A 21,502-nucleotide genomic window follows, 5' to 3' on the forward strand; every position below is an offset into this window, starting at 1 on the left:
TGAATACACAATATTTAGAGCGTTCCGCTTTTCAACTTTTCAAGAAAATAATTCAGCTCAGCTTTGTTTCCATTATAATAATCTGAATAATTTTCCATAAAAATCTCAAATACCTTTTGCGGCGTTTTCTCTAGGTCATACTCCAATTTATACTGTCTCAATTTTTCTTGCAAACCTTCTTGCCCATCATAAACCACAAAGCAATCTGCTAACTTCCCTGGGCCGTGTATTTCCACTTCATCATCCAACCTCCAAGCCATACCCCATGATGTGTCGGGCGTAAAAACATAGGCGCCGCAACTCATGCATTCTGCAATCGGCAGACCAAAAGATTCAGGAAATTGAAGGAAATAAAATGTAGCTTTTTTATAAATCTCTCTGATTTCATCAAAAGTATATGATCCTGATAATTCAATATAAGGAATCCCTACTGCTTCTAATGCTTTTATCTGCTCATTCCGTTCTTTCTCGTAGCCCTCCCTATAAAAATCTATAATTGCCAAGTGTTCCTTTTTGGAAACTGGGGCTAGTCCTGTACTCTTCAAATACAAGCCTACTTGACTCCATGGTGCCTTTGGCTCACTCCTAATTTCGGTTACTTCAGAAACGGACAAATGCCAATCAAAAATATCTTCTTGGTGGTGTCCTCCATCATTTAGGTAGGAAACCATAGTTGGAGCATTACCTAAATAATAAACTTCATGAAAGATAAGTGGTATGCCTTCTAATTTCTTCCTTAACTTCACAAAGTCAAACGAATCACTCAAAAACGCCTTGGGACTACATTCTACGATTATTACTGCATCATATTTCTTTAACTTACGTAAGAACAATTGATCCTGAATATAATGGATCAACTGATATCCTTTCCAGGTAATATAATTGTAGTTTTTGGCTACTTTAGCATAACTCAACAACCGCTTAAACACGAATAATTCATAGAACACTTCAGACTTAACACCCTCTGCTTGAGATAAAAAACTGTGCAGGCAGTTGGCTAAAATTCTGGGGCTTGAATAATTTGGTTTGGTAACTATTGCTATATTTTTCATTGTCAAAACGTAACTTTTATCTAAAAACCTTAAAATCACTCAACCGGTTTAAAAAGAGATTTCATTTTCTCCTCTGGAATGCTTCGAATAAATGGGGAGTAACAAACCCCTACTCCAAACCAAACCAAAAAATAATTCATCGTAAACACCTGTACTGTAGAAGGATGAGTATTAATAAGCCAAAATAAAATCCATAGAGCAAATGCTTTAGTTAAATAATTTTTAGAGCTGAAAAGACCTAAAAATATAGCAGGAATCAAAATCACTAATAAAAGTACAAGGTTTATGATTCCTCCCTTCAATATCATGTTAAGGTAATCTGTTTCCACAGTTCCTCTATAGTTTCCGGATTCCATGGTTGGACAATAGTATTCTCCCCTCATTCCCCGACCTATAATCCAATCTAAGCCTTGCATATCTTTATAGAAGTAGATTTCTATACCAGACCGGGTGTCTGTAACACCTCGATCTTGGAGGTAGTACAGGGCTTCCATTTCTACATTTAAAAAGACATAAACCCCTCCAATTACTGCAAAAAATAGCAGCGCTAACAGGATGGTGCCAGACAATAATTTTGATTTTGCACTAATAAAATAAATATAACCAGCCATAAGCAAGCCTAGACCTGCCATAAACAATAGTCCACGTCTTGCTCGAATTACTCCTAAAATTAAAACCACAACTATCACTACAAAAGCAAAAAAGTTTTTGGTTTTGGAATGGTACATGTGGGTGAATAAAATGAATAAGGCTGTAATTCCTAAAGATTTGGTGAAATATTCAACAACACTCCTATTTAGATCGTCAGGTATTACTTCTGTTAATATACCTCGAAACATTATACTGAACAGAAGAAAAATAACACTGAGCAGAATTATTGCTGAAAAGAGTTTTTTATAGAGCAAAAAGCTCTTTCTAAACAATACTACGAGCGGAACCAAATAAAACATCCCTCCAAACCACGGGTTTAGAAAGATCAATTTTAAAACATTTTTATTGAAGGAAAATCCTCTAAATAAAATCACAAGTGCCCATAAAGTAAATAAAAAGAAGAATATTTTAAAGTATTCAGACTCAAAATTAGGCTTTAGCAAATAGGCTGATGAGGCAAATATAGCTGCCAGTCCCAATAATTGCAGGGGCTGAAATAACATAAACGGCATCTCTTTGGTAGAAAGGATCGTAGAACTAGCTATGTAGGCAATGAATCCCAGCCAAAAAACATTAATGGCTATCAGCTCATACCTATCATAGTGTAAAAACTCCTTTAAGGATGCGTTATATTTATTTACTTTTTCCACAAATCACTCCTTGATGGCGTCTTGCATTAAGGCCAGGTGCTGGTTAACAATTACATTTTTATAAAAATCAGGTAGCAAGTACCCTCCCAGATTATTGGACAGACAATAGTTTAATCCATGTGAAAGATCAATTGCGTCCTTATACTTTGCCAAATATCCATTTTTAAGATGATCAATCATGTCCGGAATTCCTCCAACATCAAAACCAACAACAGGTGTTCCACAGGCAAGACTTTCCAAAATTGTTGTTGGAAGATTGTCTGCAAGGGAAGGTGCTACAAAAACATCTGAAGCATTGTAAACCAAATTAGTGGTATAATCATCGGTTATAAAGCCCATAAACTTACATGGGAAAGGTATCGAATCCTGTATTTCTTTGTTTGGACCACTTCCAAAAATTAAAAGACAAATATTTAAATTTGGCTGCCTTTGTTTTAAGTCCTTCAACGCATCCATTAAATAGGTCCAACCTTTATAAGGGCTTGTGATTTTATTGGCCCCAAAAGAAATGACATATTGGTACTGGTCAATATTTAATATCTTCTTGGCAACTTTTTTCTCAAATGGCTTAAACAAATCCGTGTCAAGAGGATTTGGAATCCTAAAAACAGGCTTATCCTTTAGTAGTGTTCCCTTTTTTGCTAGATTAAACAACCATTTACTTGGAGCAACAAAAGAAAGATTATCGTAATTGTGGTAAAATTTAAACTTTTCTTCAAACTGAGTATAGGAGAGGTCTTTTTCCTTGTCTCCCGGAAACATCGGGCAATTCTGACAATGACTTAAGAATTTTTGACAATCAAAACTATGAAAGCATCCCCCCGTAATGGTCCACATGTCATGCATGACCATAATCATAGGTTTGCCAAGTTTGGCAATTTTTTCTAATCCGTCAATGCTTAAAAAACCACCTAAAATCCAGTGAACATAGATGACGTCTGCATTTTTAACCCAATCATGGGAAGTTACATCACTACCAAAAAGTGATAATGCAAAACCACCAGCATCCTTATCAATGTTTCTTGTATAAAAATCTTGAATTCTTTGGTTTACCTTTCGAATAAGAACACCTTTTTTACCAATACGCTGGATTTTGGGATCACCTATAACATTGGAGTGCAATGAAAGTACACATGAATCGAGCCCACGTTCCATAAAGGCTTCATGGTATCTCAACACATAATTTCCAGAAGGACTTGAGCCATATTGCAAATGAACTACTCGCTTCTTATTTTTACTTTCAAACCCTTGGTCCGAATTTACAATAAGCTTTTTACTGTCTACCTGATCCATAGTCCTTTCTTTTTCTTGTATATAATGAAATAATACTGAAGTGGGGCAATAATTATTCCATTGAAACTCGCAATTAGGGATGAGATAAAAAGTGCATGAACCCCCATACCATAATAATCTATTAGTAAATAGGCTGATCCTACAAAAATCAAAGGGCTAATAAGACTTGCCCAAAATTGAATCTTCAGTGCACTTATCCCATTTAAAAAGTTAACAAATATACTTGCAAACATAAAGGATGTGAAAAATATTAATCCCCAAAGAGATAAGGTAAAGTCTATATCTACCTGCCCTTTTAGCCATACCCTATAAACGGTGTCTGAAACAAACAACATTACAACACCTGCTAATACAAATAGTAAGCCTATTTGCAAGTATTTAATGGTAGCCTTTTTAATCCAATTAATGTCATTTTTAAAAAATGCATCTGTTGATGCTGACCAAAATGGTGTTAAGAATATTCCAAATCCCATTCCCAAAACATTAAAGTATTTGTAAACCACATTGTAGGTAGTTACTTCATATGGTCCAAAACTTTGTGCAATTATTATATTAGAAGTTTGGTATTGAACTAGGCTAGCAATTTGTATTACGAAAAACACCAGGCCTAAACTAAATAGATTTTTGGATTGGGAAAAATTAACACTAGAAATAGATGGCTTTAAGTTTTTATAACTAGTGCCGAAGAAGTAAAAATTAGCAGCTACCAATACGGCTACTGGAGCAATGCAAAGCGCCAAACCCAGATTGATAAGTGATCCTTCAGTGGTTTTTACCAATACAACTATGACCAACAAAGAAATAATCTGTCCTAAAAAATTAATTAGAGAAGCCTTTGCCGGTTGTTGATCAGCTGTGATTAAGGTATTAATGATTTTTAATACAAATTGAAGACAAAAATAAGTAAAAATGATAATGGCAAGGATCGAAAGTTCCAACCTCATTTCTGAAGATGCATTTAATATATTGACCCAGTCCAGAAATGGGTTAACAATTAAGAATACTAACCAAACCGCCGAAAACACAATGGTCAGCACTGCATAGGTAGTACTTATGTACATTTTTGCGGCTGCATTGTCACCTTTAGTCCTTGCTTCTGCAAATTTATTTCTTAACCCGTGAGTCATGCCCACATTAAAGAAACTAAACCAGCCTACGATTGAACTTAGAGCCAACCATATCCCATAACGTGTGGGATTTATGTAGTCAATAGTTAATGGAACCATTATCAAACTGACCGCTATGCTACCACCTTTGATAAAAATTGAACCAACAATATTTTTTTTAGCAAGAACCGTTCTTGCATTTCCTTTTATAAGGTGTTTTTTAAAATATTGATAAATAGATGAAAATAATCTTTTCATTGGTTATATAAAAACATAAAATATAGGCTAAAAAAATTAAGTAGATGATTTGGAAGATTTTTTATCTTCCTCATAATAGCCATAAGAATAACCATAATACCCATTTGTCTGTTTTGCATCATTCATCACCAGCGAAGTGTTTTTAAGCTTGCTCTTGATGTCAATGTCTTCCATAAACATAAGGTTTTCTTTCTTGGTGTAATTGTACCTGATCAAAAACAAGGTTCGGTCGCAATAAGGAGCTAGATTGAATGCATCTGTAACTGTGCCCACAGGCGCAGTGTCTATAATAATATAATCAAATCTCTCTTTAAGCTTTTCTATTAGCTCCTTCACCTTGTCACCCAAGGTTAACTCAGCTGGATCTTCTGGAATATTGCCACAACCTATTAGAGACAATCCATCCACTTTTTTGAAGTCAAGAAGAATATCTTCTATTTTAACTTCATCGTTGGATAGAAAATCTGCTATACCAAGCTTGGTTTTCATTTTCACACTTCTGAGAAGCGCCGGCTTACGAAGATCAAATTCCAATACAACCACTTTCTTTTTAGCTATACTTAAGCTTGCACCAAGGTTTAAGCTAAAGAATGTTTTGCCCTCACCACTAATGCTTGATGTTACCATAAGCACTCTATCATCCTTTCCTTCAGCAACAAATTTCAAATTGGTTCTTAACAACCTAAATTGCTCTGCAATAGGCGTTCTTCTCCTCTCAGAGATAGCCAATAGCTCACCACTATTGGGATAATTGCTAATTTCCGATAAAATAGGGATATCGGTAATATCTTGAACTTGAGACTTATGAATAATTTTACTATTCAGTGTATTCTTAATATAGATAAAACCAAATGGACAAATAAAACCTACAATTAGAGCCATCCCCAAAATCACCATTTTATTGGGTTTCACTGGGGAACCACTTGAGGCTGCTTTGTCAATGACTCGAGCATTGGATACAGTAGTAGTTGCCAGAGATAAATTGGCTTCTTCCTTTTTAGATTGCAAATAATTGTATTGTTCTTGCTTTCTGACTTGTTCTCTAGAAAGTTCTAGTAGTCCTCTTTCAATTTCGGGAACATTAGATATTCTAGTATTTATTTGTGCCAGATCACTTTTAAGATTCTGACTTTCAATTCTCAACCCATTTTTAATATTCGCTATATTGGTACTTATATTGTCTTTTAAAGACTCCAACTGTCCAATTATAGTTGCCACCACAGGATTGTTAGGCTGAACTGTCCTTAATAAACGTTGCCTTTCATTCTGAAGACGATTAAATTCATCAACCAAACCTGTTAATGTTTCATCAATGATTGATAGATTAGATGCCACTTCAATACCTGTACTTTCAGGATCTTGTAAGTATTCTTCAAGATAATTCAGAACTTCAGTCTGTGTCTTAATTTCTGAAAGTTGGGCTTCAATTTCCTTACTGCTTTGAACCATCAGGGAATTTTCTGTCCCCATATCTGAGATATTATTCAACCTTCTGTACTCTTCAATTCGTCTCTCAGTATTATTTAATTCCCTCATTAAGGTGTCTAATTGGGAATTAATGAAATCTATGGTATTACTGGCCGTTACGTTTTTCTCTTTTACAGCCTGAAGGTTGTACTGCTCAATTAATTTATTAAGAATATCTTCTCCCTTTTTTGGCACAGCATCTACCAAAGAAATATTAAAGACAGAAGCAAATCTTTGTGAAAGGTTTACCTGGATTCTTCCTTTATACATGCCAGCCACCTGATCTTTATTCTGAAAATAAACATGAAGAATATTAGGCATTTCCCCTAAAAACCACTCAGATTTATTGATTTTGATCTCTCCATACCAATTATCGATAAGCTCACCATATTTGTAAACCTTTTCTTTTTCATCTTTTTGAACCAAGATGAAATAATCATCAAATGGTTTGATGGTAACCCTTAACTCTTCAGGGTATTGACCTACATCAGGTTTTTTTAGTAAAGTTTTAACCTCAACAGGAATTTCTTCCCCATACAATTCTCTTTTCCTTGAATACTTGTCCTCCGTATAAAAGAAATAATCTAAAGGTAATTCCTCCACTGCATCTCTCATCAAGCTATAAGAGGCTAAGATTTCCATCTCGTTTTCAACAAGCTTATTGGACTCATAGGCCTCTAACTCACTATAAACGGTGTTCTGAGCAAAGTCAGAACCTCCATCAACTTTGATAAGTATAGAACTGGAAACACTGTAGAGCGGTGTAGAGAAAAAGAGGTATGCGAAAGCCAAACCCACAAATAAAATTGTGGATAGCACGAATAGCCACCAAAATTTCACATAGCTTAATATTATCAATTTAAAATCCATAGGTCTTGCGTCTTGGTCGATAAATCCATCCAGTAATAGGTCAGATAAAATATCAGATTTCTTCATAAGGTTCACTATTCGAACCAATGGTTTATAACCAGGTTAACTATTATATTGCTCTATTTAAAAAATTTACTTTTTAAATCTGTTCAATTCTTTCTACTCGTTAAAAATATAACGAAGGTTGAACATCAATGAAACACCAAATGAAACCAAAATACTTAAAATTGTAAGCGATCGCTGATTGGTGCTTGCTTGGACAGACTTGATTTTATCAGGTTCTACATACAAAACATCGTTTTGTTGTAGCATAAAATAAGGTGAATTTAAAATAGCCTTGTCATTTAAGTTTAACCTTACAGCTTTTCTTGTGCCATTTTGGTCACGAATTAAAAGCACATTTTCTCTTTTACCATATTGAGTCATATCCCCCGCTAGACCTAATGCCTCCAAAATACTAATTCTATCCGTCGATAGGGTGAAGGTATTTGGATTAGCAACCTCTCCTATGACTGTAATTTTAAAATTCAAATATTGAATATTAACTATCGGATCTTTTACATATTCCTCAAGAATCTCAGTCATTTTGAGCGTAGCTTCAGCTCTGGTCAATCCAGCAATGTCAATTTTCCCAACTACAGGAAAATTGATTTGGCCATTTTTATCAACAAGATACCCTTCATTTGCGGGCAATTGTTGGGTCATCATTCTATTTTGAGAATCATTAGAAATCACACCCGAATTAAATAATAAATTTGATTCAGGACTTTGCGTACTTACAACGATCTTTATTAGATCTGCAGTTTGGATTATCGGTTCTTCAACTTGACTGATATTTGTAGTATAACTGCTACCTGATTCGATATCACTAAAATAGACCAGATTTCTTTTCGCACATCCAAACAACCCTGAAAAGAGAATAATAAAAGCCAAACTATAAATTAGGTTATTGTTTTTCATTTGTAAATAAAACTGTTTAATCGGTTTAACCTGCTGAGTGATTAATTTGGGAAAAAAGTTAAAAATTTATAATGTCTAATAATTCCTTAAACACCTCGCAAGTTACTTAATTATCAGAACAATAAGAACTGAGATGAATAATTTTAATTGAATTAAGCTATGCCTTACTCACCTAGACAACATTTTAAAACACTTAGCCTCCTTGAATTCCGTTCCCAAAGAGGGTGTATTATGATATTTAATTAGCTTTTGAATAGGTAAAAAGCATTTATCTGTCAAAGTTTTAAACCCATCGTCATTTAAACTAAGGCTGATTTATTTGCAAAAAAATTCAAATTAAATCTTTATTCGCCTTAAAAATCACTAACTCAACTGATAAACAATGGTATAGGATCTAAGCTGTTTAATCCTTTTGCTGTTTATTTATCCTTCTTAATACGCTTTCTCACTTTTACTCATTAAAGAAATAGCGGTATCAATTATTATCTTAATATCAAAGATAAGACACCATTTCCTAACGTAAAAGGAATCCAACCTAAACCTTGAATACAATTCATGGTAGCTATTTATTTCTCCTCTAAAGCCCTTGCTTTGAGAAAGACCTGTAATACCCGGTTTTACCTGGTGACGAGACATGAAATTATCAATCTCTTTAGCAAACTCGATATTCATTGGCACTGCCTGAGGCCTAGGACCTACTATAGACATGTCCCCCAAAATTACATTTATTACTTGTGGTAACTCATCCAAACTAGATTTTCTTAAGAACTTACCAATCCGAGTAATTCTTGAATCATTAACAGTAGCTTGCTTGGTATCTGCGTCCTTGTTTTTGACCATCGTTCTAAATTTATAACAATAGAACAATTCATTGTCTCTTCCATGTCTCAACTGCTTAAAAAACACACTGCCTTTTGAGTCCAGTTTAATCAAAATTGCAATAATTGGAAATAACCACGAAACAACAAAAATCAATGTAAAAAAAGACACAAACAGATCAAAAGCTCTTTTCAATACTCTTTTGCTGTTATCATCATTTTGACCATATAGAATTTTGATTTCTCTTTGAGCTTGGTCATTAACAAAATTTTCCTCTTCTAAGGTTCGACCAAATTTTTGGTCTACTAAAACATTTTCCATCTCTAACAATCTTTACGAATCCTCTCCTAAACCTAATTACCTATCTAAAAAACATTTATGTATATCTGAAATACATTTTTACAAATATATAAAGCATTTTTCACAATGCAAGGATTTGGAGAAAAAAATAATCTTAAAAGTCTTTTTTTTGTATTTAAAATTCATTTTTATGGTATTAAAAATAATTTAGGTGGTTTTTACTCCTATATCACTTGAATAAAGTTGATTCAATGCACAAGCAATCGGATTAATGCAGACATGACGACCTCTACCAAAAAGCGTTCCTGAATTTTATTGAAAGGAAATAGCTGATAAAATCAAATTAAAAGAGGCTGCAATTTAATAAGCAGCGCCATTCTTGTTAAAAAAAACACCCAAGGTCCAGAACAAAATTTTAAAATCTAAAACCAATGACCAATTCCTGATATAAAAATGATCTAATTTAATCCTACCATAAATATCATAAAAGCCTAATATCTCACCTCTAAAGCCTTTTATTTGAGCCAATCCCGAAATACCTGGCTTTACAGAATGCCTAAACATATAATTACTAATGTCTGTAGAAAACATGTAATTCATAGGCACAGCATGTGGCCTAGGACCAATGACGGACATCTCCCCCATCAATACATTAAAAAACTGAGGGATTTCATCTAAACTGGACTTTCTTAAAAATCGCCCTATCCTTGTTACGCGGGCATCATTTCTAGAAGCTTGCCTGGTGTCAGATTCCTGATTCTTTATCATGGTCCTGAATTTATAACACCTAAATGTCTTATTCCCTCTACCATGTCTCAATTGCTTATAGATAATCGGCCCCTTAGAGTCAATCCTAATCAATAATGCAATAATCGGAAACAACCATGGCATGATAAATAATATAAACAAGGAAGAGAAGATCAAATCAAAGGCTCTTTTCACCTTCAAATTGAACTGATCACTAAGGAAAATTTTTCCCTCGGGAGTAATATAACCACTGAGCCTGTTCGTTAAAAATTCTGGCTCATCCCTCTTTCTTAAAAATTTTTCCATGTTAATGATCTGTGAATCACCGGACTTAAACTATAAATCGTTTTATTGTATTTGAAATACAATAAAGCAAATATATTCAGCATTTCCGGTATAAACAAATTTTTGATGAATTTAAAATCAGGCAGTTAAGGCTAAAAAACAAAAAAAGGTTCGCCAGAAGTACAAATACCGGCGAACCTTAATGAATAGCAAATTTCACTTTGTCACATTAACAAACTCTAAAAATTTTAAGTAACTCTAGTGTAATCTTTTACAGTTTGAATAAATAGCTTTACTTTTTCTGGAGATATATCAGGATATACTCCATGGCCCAAATTGGCTATGTGCTTATCGCCTTTAAACTGATCAAGCATTTTCTTAGTCTGAGCAACCAATACATCATCTTCCGCATACAATGCTGCTGGATCAAGATTACCTTGCAGCACCTTGGCCCCATTCATTTGCTTACTAACGGTGGCTATATCCATATTCCAATCCAAACCCACAACTTCACAAGGAAGGTCTTTAATGTCTTCCATTGCGAAATAGGCCCCTTTGGCAAAAACTGTTACTGGTGCTTCCGTTATGGCCTCACATATACGTTTAATGTATTTCATGGAAAACTCCCTGTATTGGTAAGGAGGTAAAATACCTGCCCAACTGTCAAATACCTGAATTAAATTTGCCCCTGCCTCTATTTGAGCTTTCAAGTACTTTATAGTGGTTTTGGTAATCATTTCCAAAAGCTGATGAGCCAATTCAGGGTTTTGGTATAACATTGCCCTAGCTTTAGAAAAGGTTTTACTTCCAGACCCTTCCACCATATAGGCAAAAATTGTCCAAGGAGCACCAGCAAAGCCTATCAATGGCACTCTGCCGTTCAATCCTTTTTTTGTTAACCGGATGGCTTCTAAAACATAATTTAAGGATTCGCCTGGATCTGCTATCTGCAAACGCTTTAAATCCTTGGTAGACCCAATGGTCTCCGGAAACCAAGGTCCCTTCTTTTCAATCATTCTATATGGCAAACCCATGGCTTCAGGAACTACCAATATATCAGAAAATATAATTGCTGCGTCTACTCCTAATAAATCCACAGGCTGTATGGTGACCTCTGCAGCTAATTCAGGCGTCTGAGCCAACTCAATAAATCCACTTACACTTTCTCTAACTGCTCTGTATTCGGGCAGTATTCGTCCAGCCTGACGCATAAGCCATACCGGAGTTCTTTCCACTTTCTCCCCCCTAATGACTCTTAGAAGTAAATCATTCTTTATTTGCATGCCACAAATATAATCCAACTTACCACAAAAAAGAACAAGAAGGCACAAACAATAAGAGCCATTCCTGAAAATACAGGAATGGCTCTGGTAACTTAATAGTACAATTAGTTAATTTTTTTAGTCCAATTTTACAACATCGGCTTCACTTACACCCAGCGCTTTTGTAACTGCTTCATAGTCATTAAGATCTATTTTAGCATTGGTTTGGAGAAAATCCCCTGGTAAATAGACAATTCTAAAATAATGATTGAGCTTCCAATCTTCGGAAATTTCAGACAAATTAGTATTCGCAGTCATAAAGACCATGAAAAAATCCGCTGTAAATTGATAGTTGTAAATCAAAGTCTTTTCTTCATCTAAAAAAACCGTATTAGGTAATGGTGCCCAAAGTGGTTTTTCATCGATAACATTCCAAAGCATATACACCAAGAGATTATCTCCCTCTCCTATTTCAAATGTAAATGCACTCGAATAATTATTTTCTGCAGTAAAGTCCACCTCTGCTTCCACAACCAAATTAAGTAATGAAATTCCATCTTCACCGTCTTCACCATCCTGACCATCAACTCCTGCAACACCAGGAGGGCCTTGGGGTCCTTCTGGGCCCTCACATGCTGGCAACACGAATAGAGCCACCATTGCAATTAGATATACAATTTTTCTCATAAAACTATAATTTTCTTCAAGATTTCACCAAGCTATTTATGAAAGATAATGTGTAAAATCTCCAATTACAACAAAACACAAAAAAAACAGCTTACCAATAGGTAAACTGTTTTAAGTAAGTTATAGAAGGTTTTAACCTTGATTAATTCAAAACCTTCCTTTGAATATCATTTTCATCTACACCTAGCATTTCCAAGACTGCACTATGATTTGAATAATCCATCCTCAGATCTATACGATCAGCAGGAATGATCAACACTCTGAATATCTGATTGTCTGTATATCCAGACTCTAATATGTTTAAGTTAAAGTCCCCGTTCAAAAATATGGAATAATCGTAGTAAGTAAAATCAAAATCATAAGTGAAAATCCCATTGGGATGAAATTCAACCTGTGGCAATAACCTCCAAATATCAATGCCATCTTGGTCCAATCCACCTAGCCTATAAATCAATACCTTATCAGATTCCAAAATATCAAACCCGTATTCACCCCTAATACCGAAATTTCCAGCCTGGGTAAAATCACCTTCTACTTCAAAGACTTCGGCAACAATATTGACTCCGTCTGCTCCAGCAGGTCCTGCCGGCCCTACGGGACCTTCACAGCTCCACATAACAAAAGCTGCCAAAAGTACAAAAAGTGACCTCATGCCTAATAATCGATTACTTCTATTCATATGTATAAAATTTATTTGTATCTATTTTTAGAGAATCCAAAATCATACCAAATCATTTATTCAAGAGCAAAACATTTGATTTCTGCAACTCTCCCTCTTTTAAAACTATTTGCCTTCTTTAATAATAAGCATAATCAAAATTTAGACTTGGTTTGCACCTTTTGTTATGAACCTACTGGAGCCCACACCTCTACATGATCACTGGATATTATTTTATCGATGTAAATCCCTTTTAATGTAAGCCCTTTTTCTTTTGCGAAATCCTGAATTGCCCTTTTCGTTTTATCAGGTCCGGGCATAACAAAACGATTCATCTCAAGTTTGGCCACAATTGCACTTTGACACTCCACCGATCGGGTGACCCAAGGCGTTGACAGGCTTTCATCTATCCGATCAGGTTCGTAGCCAATAAAAACATGTAGTGTATCTCTTTTACCTTCAGGTTCTATATAGTAGATGGTCTGCAAAGGTTTGTCTTTTCGTGCAGTTTCTACCTCCCGAAAATATTCCCCAATCTTTTTATCCTGCGGAATACCTATATAATTCAACCCTACCAAATTCAAATCAGAACATTCTGTCTGCCTAAGTTCAATGGCAATAAATCCTCCCAAATAAACATAAAATGAACTAAGAAGGAGTAAGAATACACCTATAGACAGTAATATTATTTTTCTTTTCACCATTAATTTTAAAATAAATACCTAGCTCCAATAGCTCCTTGGCCTTTTAAATGAAGCCTATCTACAATCTCAGTCAGAAACCCTACCTCAATAAACAAACCAATAGGCAAATCCTCTAAATAATAGGCAGAACCTAAAAACACCTCAGGACCGAAATCAATATTGGTACGGCTTTCTCTTACTTCAGCTGTATTTGGAGTAGCATTAGGAGTGGTATAAAAATAATCGATATTGACTGATCGAAACTGCAATCCTAAACCTGCATATACGGTAAGGTCTCCCTCAGATATATTAAAATCATCACTGAATGATTCTTCATAAATACCTCGGGCATGTAACGAAAAAGCAGCAGAAACCTGATGTCCAAAATACCTGGCAGAGCTTACAGGTCTATTATTTTCAAATGTCCGTCTATAATACTGACTACTATTCTGGCTCCCTCTCCCCAAAATACCTTCAACGGAAAACTTATCATTTACAGGCGTTTTATAAGTAATCCCATAGGGGTCTCCAATTCTCAACCCCAATTGATGCTGCTGAGCAAATGAGGTAGACGCAACTAAAAATAAAAGAAATGACAATAGGTATTTCATGTTCAATAACTAAATTTAAATTCCTTGAATAATGCCTTACAAACGCTTACATAACGGAATAAGTTACAGTTTAGCTTACTTTATCGAAAAGGATTTACACCTATTTAAATAAGGCCAAAACAATCAATGAAATAGATTGAGCACCTAAAAAACTTAAAACGATAAAACTCACCTCTTTAAATCATTGATTTCAACTACTTAGTAATAAAAAGCTTAAATGGCTTTCTTTCTTCTGACATTTCTAATCAAAGAATAGAGTCCCTAGTGCATGCCTCCGGCTCCTAAACTCAATCCACCACGACAGAATTCAACTGCATTTCATGCAATTGAGAATAATAACCGTCCTGCTTTAATAAAACTTCGTGTTTACCTTCCTCAACAATTTCTCCTTTATTCAAAACTATAATCTTGTCTGCCTTTTGTATAGTAGACAACCTATGAGCAATGATTATGGAGGTTCTACCATGCATCATTTTCTCAATCGCCCCTTGAATCAATTCTTCTGTTTCTGTATCTACAGATGAAGTAGCTTCATCCAAGATTATTATTTCCGGATCATAAACCATTGCTCTAACAAAAGATATCAATTGTCGCTGTCCTACAGACAAGGTCCCTCCCCTTTCTTTCACATCATATCCCAAACCTCCAGGTAATCTTTCAATGAACCTCCTTGCTCCTACCAATTCAGCCGCATAAAGCACCTGCTCCTTGGTAATATCTGGGTTTCCAAGAGTAATATTTTGAAATATAGTATCAGAAAACAAAAATACATCCTGCAAGACAACACCTACATGTTGGCGAAGTGTGGCCAAATCAAACTCCTTAATTGGACTTCCATCTATTGCAATTGACCCTTTATTGATATCGTAAAAGCGACTTATAAGATTGATCACTGAGGACTTTCCTGCTCCTGTAGCTCCCACTAAAGCTATGGTTTCTCCTTGCTTTACATTAAAGCTTATGTCTTTCAATACCCACTCTTCATCATTATAGGCAAACCAAACATTTTTAAATTCTATCTCTCCTTTAACGCTCTCTGGAGAATTCGCTCCCTCATCTGGGATTTGTTCATCATTTTCTAAAATGCTGAAAATTCTTGAGGAACTTACCACTCCCATTTGAAGGGTATTAAACCTATCCGCAATCATCCTTATAGGCCTAAAAAACAACTGCAGGTACATTATAAATGAAATAAGCACACCGACTTTGATTTCCATATCAAAAACACCTGTAGCACCGTACCAAACTACCAAACCAATCCCCATTGCTTGAATAATTTCAGAAACCGGATAATAAACAGAGTAATACATTACGGATTTAAGATGCGCCTTCCGATGCTCCTTATTTATAGATTGAAACTTTTCATACTCCCTTTCTTCTCTATTGAATACTTGAATTATATTCATGCCCGTGATATGCTCTTGTAAAAAAGAGTTTAGGTTAGAAACAGCATTTCTAACATCATTGAAGGACACCTTTACTTTTTCTTTGAAGATATAAGTAGAGATAATAAGCAATGGCAAGGTGCATAAACTTACCAATGTAAGTTGCCAATCTACATAAAACATTACGCCTAAAATCGCTACCAATTGCAATAAATCGCCTATAATCTCTGCCAACCCTTGACTAAACACATCCGAAAGGGTCTCCACATCTGAAATATTTCTGGTAACCAGTCTGCCTATTGGGGTATTGTCAAAGTATTTTAAGCGCATTTTCAATAAATGCTTGAATAGTCTGACCCGTATATCCCGGATTATAACCTGACCTATCCAGCCAGAGAGGTAGGTATGACCAAATTGCACCAATGCATGTATAACCAATAAACCTATTAAAAGATAGGTCATTCTCATTAGGCCAGCTGCATCCCCTAATGTGACATAATCATCAATAGCCTTCTGAATCAACAAAGGCCTTGTGGGAGCCAATACAGCTAATAGTAAAGTAAGGGCAACCAAGATATAAAACCGTTGCTTATAAGGAGTCACAAACTCGTAGAGTTTCCTTAAAACTTTGGTGTCAATTATATCACCACTTTTTACATTTTCTTTTTCAAGTCCCAATACGGTAATATTTTACTTATAAATTCGGTCTGTATAATTCACTTTGCTCAGAAACAATCCCTGAGGAGGCGCAGAAGTTCCTGCTAGGTTCCTGTCTTTATTGGCTATTATTTCTGTGACTCCTGCACTATCGAGTTGTCCTCTACCAACTTTGACCAAAGTCCCTACTATAGCCCTTACCATTCCTCTTAAGAATCGGTTGGCCTGTATATGAAAGACCAAACCGTTACTAGTTTGTTCCCAATAAGCATTATTAATTTCACATTCGAAGGTTTTTACATTGGTTTTCCTTCTGCTAAAGCATTCAAAATCTTGCCTTCCCAACAATAAAGAAGCAGCTGAAGCCATGGCCTCAAGGTCCAGGTCGTAATAACAATGCCAGGCTTTTCCCATAATAAATGGGTCTTTTCTAAATGTAATATGGTATTCATACCTCCGAAAGGTCGCATCAAACCTAGCATGTGCTTTTTTATTGACAGGGAAAATATCAAAAACAGCTATATCCGGAGGAAGCAAGCCATTGATTCTTTTGATAAAATATTCTCTTGTTAATTCCAATTCATAATCAAAGTGGGCGAATTGTTGCAAGGCATGCACACCGGCATCCGTACGTCCACTACCCATAATACTAATGGGCTGACGAAAAAGTATAGACAAAGCTTTTTCCAATTCTTCCTGAACGGATATGGCATTGGTTTGCTTTTGCCAGCCATGGTAGTTTTTGCCGTCGTAGGAAAGTTCTATAAAATAGCGGGGAGATTCATTCATTTCAACTGCAAAGATAAAAATATACCCTAATTTCAAGTTGGATTTTGAATATTCCTTGCGAAAATTCAAATAACCCAGTTTCTTTGTCAAAAGATTTAAAGATGATTCAAAGAATTCAAAGTGTATTTCTACTTTTGGTAGCCGTTGCGATGGTTACCTCCACCTTGTCACCCATCTGGTTACAAGTAAATCCATTGCAAACACAGTCTATGGAAATGACAGCATGGTATACCACTGTTATGGAAATCCCACAAGAAAATGTTATCTCTCAAGAAGGAAACATTTATATAGGGATATTAGCGCTTTTGGCAGCTTCCTTGGCCATTTTCAGCCTGTTTCAGTACAAAAATAGAAAAAAGCAATTGCTTTTAAATATGGTCAACGCCATCTTGATGGGTGTTACACTAGGTTTAGCCGTCTACACAAGTTTTAAAGCCAACGAAAACTTTAACCCCACCGTTGGAGGAGCCTTTTTAATTGGGTTTTACAGCATTGTCTTTGGGTTAATTTTAAACTTGGTTGCCAACAGGTTTATCAAAAAAGATGAGATGCTTGTTCGCTCTGTAGATCGAATCCGATAATACAATACACCTACTCCTTGAAGGAGAGTTGAAAGGTAAAACGCAATAAAAAGGTCTAACATGAAAATTGAAACTATTGCTGTTCATGGTGGGAACATAGTAAGCGACCCACTAAAACCTGTAATCCAGCCTATTACCCTTTCAACGACCTTTGAGCATCAAGAGGGGACCATGATGTACACCCGACTGCAAAATCCCAATAGAAAATCATTGGAAGCCGTTTTGGCTTCTCTTGAAGGAGGAGCCGATGCTGCTGCATTTTCCTCAGGAAACGCAGCAGGTAATGCCGTTTTCCAAGCACTTCCTGCAGGATCTCACATCATCGCTCCCGATGACATGTATCATGGAATGAAAATGCTCCTCAAGACTGTGTATTCGGGAAAAATAGAAGTGGATTTTATTGACCTAACCAAACCAAACCAACTTACAGATGCAATAAAACCCAATACAAGATTGCTCTGGATCGAGACGCCTTCAAATCCACTTCTTAAGATCTCTGACATTAAATCTCTTTCCGAAATTGGCAAAAAGCACCAGCTCATCATCGCCTGTGACAGCACCTTTGCCACACCTGTTTATCAACAAGCCCTGTCTCTGGGAGCGGATATTGTTATGCACAGCAGCACCAAATACATTAGTGGCCACAGTGATATCCTAGGTGGAATTTTGGTCACTAAAGAGCAAGACTCATTTTGGGAAAGCATTAAAAATGTCCAGCGATTGGCGGGGGCCGTACCGTCTCCCATGGACTGCTACTTATTGACCAGAAGTATAAAAACTTTGCCTTACCGTATGAGGGCCCATACCCACAATGCAGGTAAAATTGCGGACTTCCTTAATAGCAGAGTGGAAGTTGAAAAGGTATTTTACCCAGGACTAAGCTACCACGAAGGTTTTGAAACGGCAAAAAAGCAGATGTCAGGTTTTGGAGCAATGTTATCCTTTCTCATCAAGGGAAATGCCAATGACGCCGATCGTCTAATAGGTAAATTAAAATACTTTACTGACGCAACCAGTTTGGGAGGGGTAGAAAGCTTAATTGAACGAAGATCTAAAGTTCAGGCGGGCGACGCTGGCATTCCTGATCAACTCATTAGAATGTCTGTAGGTATTGAGAACTGTGATGATTTGATAGAAGACTTAACTCAGGCTTTTGACAGCATCTACTAAGATTAACTTATTCCTCCATTTTCACCATAGACTTATCAAATAGTCTCTGGGAGATTATGGGGTTTGCTGCGTGAATGGATGCTTGCTTTTCCTTAATTTGACTCAAATACTTTTTATATTTAGATAGGAGCACTTCCATATCAGCACCAGATTCAATTTCGATTTTTTCGGAGTAAACTTTTCCACGCATTTTTGCTTCAGAAGTAAACCTTGCTAGACCTTCAATAAAGATATCGCCCAAAACTTCGCCCATCACACAAATTTCGGAAGCTTTTATATCTCCCTCTACCTTACCTGAAATCCCGATAATAATTTTTTTGGGAGTAGTTACATCACCAAACACATCTCCCTCTATTCTAATATCACTTACAGCCTCAATATCTCCCTTGATCGTTAATCCAGGTGCAAATACCGAAGTAGAATTAGCCATTTCCATCTCTGCTTGAATTTTCGTTTCTTTAGTCCACATAAAATCAATTCAATTATTTTGATATTTATCAAAATCATCTTTTCAAATTATCACTCAGATGATCAGGCAAATATAAGCAAAACCTACTTGATTCTTCTATGAAAAATTAAGTAGACCTATTCATTCGGAATCATCCTGCCCATCCATCCCTATCAAGACTGCGGTATTGAATGGCTTCTGCCAGGTGCTCCACTTTTATATCCTCTGATAGCGAAAGGTCAGCAATCGTTCTGGAAACTTTCAATATTCGATCATATGCCCTTGCCGAAAGTCCAAGCCTGTCCATTGCCGTTTTAAGTAAAGTTTTCCCTGCTTGGTTAATTTTCACCACTTCTTTCACTGTATGTGAAGGCATCATCGCATTGCAATGTACCTCCGTGCTATTGGCAAACCTTATTTGCTGAAGCTCTCTGGCCTTGGTCACCCTCTCCCTGATAGACCTGCTATCTTCAGATTTTCTATCTGAAGTCATCTCATCAAAATTCACTGGAGTCACTTCTACGTGAAGGTCAATTCTATCCAGTAAGGGTCCACTCACTTTATTGAGGTATTTCTGCACTATTCCAGGACCACAAACACATTCTTTGTCAGGGTGATTATAAAATCCACATGGGCAGGGATTCATACTGGCAATTAACATGAAGTTGGCTGGAAAATCCACCGTAACTCTCGCCCTAGAGATCGTCACTCTTCGTTCCTCTAGCGGCTGGCGCATCACTTCAAGAACAGTTCTTTTAAACTCAGGGAGCTCATCTAAAAACAAAACCCCATTGTGAGATAGCGATATCTCCCCTGGTTGAGGATTCCCTCCACCTCCTACCAAGGCAACATCACTAATGGTATGGTGTGGGGAACGAAAGGGCCTTTGGGCAATCAAGGATGAACTTGCGCCTAATTTTCCCGCAACAGAATGGATTTTGGTGGTTTCTAATGCCTCCTGAAGGCTCATAGGAGGCAATATTGAAGGCAACCTTTTGGCCAACATCGTTTTTCCAGCACCAGGAGGGCCTATCATAATGACATTGTGTCCACCCGCTGCTGCTATTTCCATAGCCCTTTTAATATTTTCCTGACCTTGCACATCTGCAAAATCAAAATCACTCTCCTCTATGGATTCATAGAAGATATTTCTTGTATCTGTAACCAATGGTTCAATTGACCTTGTACCCTCAAGAAAATGAATTGCTTCTTGGAGCGTTTCCACTGGTATTACATCAAGGTTATTTACAATGGAAGCTTCCTTCGCATTTTCCTTGGGTAAAATAAAACCTTTAAAACCCTTTTTTCTTGCTTCAATGGCTATGGGCAGTACACCTTTGATTCTTCTTAACTTACCATCCAAAGCCAGTTCTCCCATGATCACGTATTTCTCCATCTCAGGGAAAACGACTTGCTCAGAAGCCTGCATAATTCCAATAGCTATTGGAAGGTCATAAGACGATCCTTCCTTTTTAATGTCAGCGGGTGCCAAGTTTATAACTACCTTTTGTCTTGGCATCCTGTAACCATAATATTTAAGGGCTGACTCTACTCTTTGCTGACTTTCTTTCACTGCACTATCAGGAAGACCTACCATAAAAAAACTTGTCCCCTGACCTACATTTACTTCAATGGTGATCAACTTGGCATCTACACCTGAGACTGCACTACCAAAAGTTTTCGCTACCATTCTTAAAAGCTTTTTATGAAAATGAAAAATCCATACCCACTCATCGAACAAATTGACTATTTAAAATTCTCTCTTGGTTTGATGGAAGATGGCTCAACGTCATCCTGTGATACTTCTGGTTTCTTAACTATTTGATCTGCTTTCATTCCTCTCTCAAGATCAAACACCATGGCTTTAAGGTCCTTTTTTTCTAATTCGACTTTCTTAATCCGGCTGTTTAGACTACTGGTATATCCCCAACTCGTCCCCCAAGTAATCAGGTAGATAACCAAGCCTGCCAATAACCAGGAAACAACTTCACTGGTCATTGGAATACTACTCCACATTTTCTCATAGGTGAGAAAATAAACCAGTCCTATACCGAAAAACAAAGCTGTTAAAAGCTGAAATATGCTGTTAATTTTTTTCATAACATGTTTTATA

Annotated in this window: 20 protein-coding genes; 2 read left to right on the forward strand and 18 right to left on the reverse strand. The window is 36.3% G+C overall.

The annotated features are described in order from the left end of the window. Nucleotides 1-14: 14 nt before the first annotated feature. The 15 genes from CA2015_RS03225 to truA all read right to left on the reverse strand — a co-directional run bounded on the left by CA2015_RS03225 (nt 15) and on the right by truA (nt 17,280). A complete protein-coding gene (locus CA2015_RS03225) occupies nt 15-1,052 on the reverse strand; it encodes a hypothetical protein (RefSeq protein ID WP_048640590.1) in 1,038 nt (345 codons plus the stop codon). A gap of 35 nt (nt 1,053-1,087) precedes the next feature. Continuing rightward, nucleotides 1,088-2,353: a hypothetical protein gene (locus CA2015_RS03230; protein ID WP_048640591.1), complete on the reverse strand. Its 1,266-nt coding sequence runs from the start codon at nt 2,351-2,353 to the stop codon at nt 1,088-1,090. A 3-nt stretch (nt 2,354-2,356) separates the two neighbouring features. Further along, entirely contained in the window at nt 2,357-3,646 is a 1,290-nt protein-coding gene (locus CA2015_RS03235) for a glycosyltransferase (protein ID WP_048640592.1), read from the reverse strand. Next, a complete protein-coding gene (locus CA2015_RS03240; protein WP_048640593.1) occupies nt 3,634-5,010 on the reverse strand; it encodes an MATE family efflux transporter in 1,377 nt (458 codons plus the stop codon). Before CA2015_RS03240 ends, CA2015_RS03235 begins: the two co-directional genes overlap by 13 nt. A gap of 36 nt (nt 5,011-5,046) precedes the next feature. Then, nucleotides 5,047-7,413, reverse strand: coding sequence for a GumC family protein (locus CA2015_RS03245; RefSeq protein WP_048640594.1), 2,367 nt, complete (start codon nt 7,411-7,413; stop codon nt 5,047-5,049). Between the two features lie 93 nt (nt 7,414-7,506). Continuing rightward, complete coding sequence (locus CA2015_RS03250) at nt 7,507-8,307, reverse strand: polysaccharide biosynthesis/export family protein (RefSeq protein ID WP_048640595.1); 801 nt, start codon at nt 8,305-8,307, stop codon at nt 7,507-7,509. A gap of 432 nt (nt 8,308-8,739) precedes the next feature. After that, a complete protein-coding gene (locus CA2015_RS03255) occupies nt 8,740-9,447 on the reverse strand; it encodes a sugar transferase (RefSeq protein WP_048640596.1) in 708 nt (235 codons plus the stop codon). A gap of 339 nt (nt 9,448-9,786) precedes the next feature. After that, complete coding sequence (locus tag CA2015_RS03260; protein ID WP_048640597.1) at nt 9,787-10,479, reverse strand: sugar transferase; 693 nt, start codon at nt 10,477-10,479, stop codon at nt 9,787-9,789. Nucleotides 10,480-10,706: 227 nt separating this feature from the next. Continuing rightward, on the reverse strand, nt 10,707-11,741 hold the full coding sequence (hemE, locus tag CA2015_RS03265) for a uroporphyrinogen decarboxylase (RefSeq protein WP_048640598.1): 1,035 nt from the start codon (nt 11,739-11,741) through the stop codon (nt 10,707-10,709). Nucleotides 11,742-11,858: 117 nt separating this feature from the next. Next, nucleotides 11,859-12,407, reverse strand: a complete 549-nt coding sequence (locus tag CA2015_RS03270; protein ID WP_048640599.1) for a hypothetical protein — start codon at nt 12,405-12,407, stop codon at nt 11,859-11,861. 142 nt (nt 12,408-12,549) lie between these two features. Next, complete coding sequence (locus CA2015_RS03275) at nt 12,550-13,086, reverse strand: hypothetical protein (RefSeq protein WP_048640600.1); 537 nt, start codon at nt 13,084-13,086, stop codon at nt 12,550-12,552. Nucleotides 13,087-13,250: 164 nt separating this feature from the next. Continuing rightward, a complete protein-coding gene (locus CA2015_RS03280) occupies nt 13,251-13,769 on the reverse strand; it encodes a hypothetical protein (protein WP_048640601.1) in 519 nt (172 codons plus the stop codon). A 5-nt stretch (nt 13,770-13,774) separates the two neighbouring features. Next, nucleotides 13,775-14,359, reverse strand: a complete 585-nt coding sequence (locus CA2015_RS03285) for a hypothetical protein (protein WP_048640602.1) — start codon at nt 14,357-14,359, stop codon at nt 13,775-13,777. A 287-nt stretch (nt 14,360-14,646) separates the two neighbouring features. Further along, nucleotides 14,647-16,422 (reverse strand): ABC transporter ATP-binding protein, encoded by a 1,776-nt coding sequence (locus CA2015_RS03290; protein ID WP_048640603.1) that lies wholly within the window; start codon nt 16,420-16,422, stop codon nt 14,647-14,649. Between the two features lie 12 nt (nt 16,423-16,434). Continuing rightward, nucleotides 16,435-17,280: a tRNA pseudouridine(38-40) synthase TruA gene (gene truA / locus CA2015_RS03295; RefSeq protein ID WP_394332059.1), complete on the reverse strand. Its 846-nt coding sequence runs from the start codon at nt 17,278-17,280 to the stop codon at nt 16,435-16,437. A gap of 11 nt (nt 17,281-17,291) precedes the next feature. Between truA and CA2015_RS03300 the strand changes: the two genes are divergently transcribed. Next, nucleotides 17,292-17,771, forward strand: coding sequence for a DUF4293 domain-containing protein (locus CA2015_RS03300; protein ID WP_048640604.1), 480 nt, complete (start codon nt 17,292-17,294; stop codon nt 17,769-17,771). Between the two features lie 60 nt (nt 17,772-17,831). Beyond that, entirely contained in the window at nt 17,832-18,941 is a 1,110-nt protein-coding gene (locus CA2015_RS03305) for a trans-sulfuration enzyme family protein (protein ID WP_048640605.1), read from the forward strand. Nucleotides 18,942-18,948: 7 nt separating this feature from the next. Here the strand turns inward: CA2015_RS03305 and CA2015_RS03310 are convergent, their stop codons facing one another. The 3 genes from CA2015_RS03310 to CA2015_RS03320 all read right to left on the reverse strand — a co-directional run bounded on the left by CA2015_RS03310 (nt 18,949) and on the right by CA2015_RS03320 (nt 21,489). Then, nucleotides 18,949-19,410 (reverse strand): bactofilin family protein, encoded by a 462-nt coding sequence (locus CA2015_RS03310; RefSeq protein WP_048640606.1) that lies wholly within the window; start codon nt 19,408-19,410, stop codon nt 18,949-18,951. Between the two features lie 130 nt (nt 19,411-19,540). Further along, nucleotides 19,541-21,079 carry a YifB family Mg chelatase-like AAA ATPase gene (locus tag CA2015_RS03315; RefSeq protein ID WP_048640607.1) on the reverse strand — a complete coding sequence of 513 codons (1,539 nt, stop codon included), beginning with the start codon at nt 21,077-21,079 and terminating at the stop codon, nt 19,541-19,543. Between the two features lie 56 nt (nt 21,080-21,135). Further along, the gene (locus CA2015_RS03320) at nt 21,136-21,489 is read right to left on the reverse strand and encodes a DUF485 domain-containing protein (protein ID WP_048640608.1); all 354 of its coding nucleotides are present in this window, start codon (nt 21,487-21,489) and stop codon (nt 21,136-21,138) included. Nucleotides 21,490-21,502: the final 13 nt, after the last annotated feature.

The organism is Cyclobacterium amurskyense, assembly GCF_001050135.1.
Taxonomy (GTDB): domain Bacteria; phylum Bacteroidota; class Bacteroidia; order Cytophagales; family Cyclobacteriaceae; genus Cyclobacterium; species Cyclobacterium amurskyense.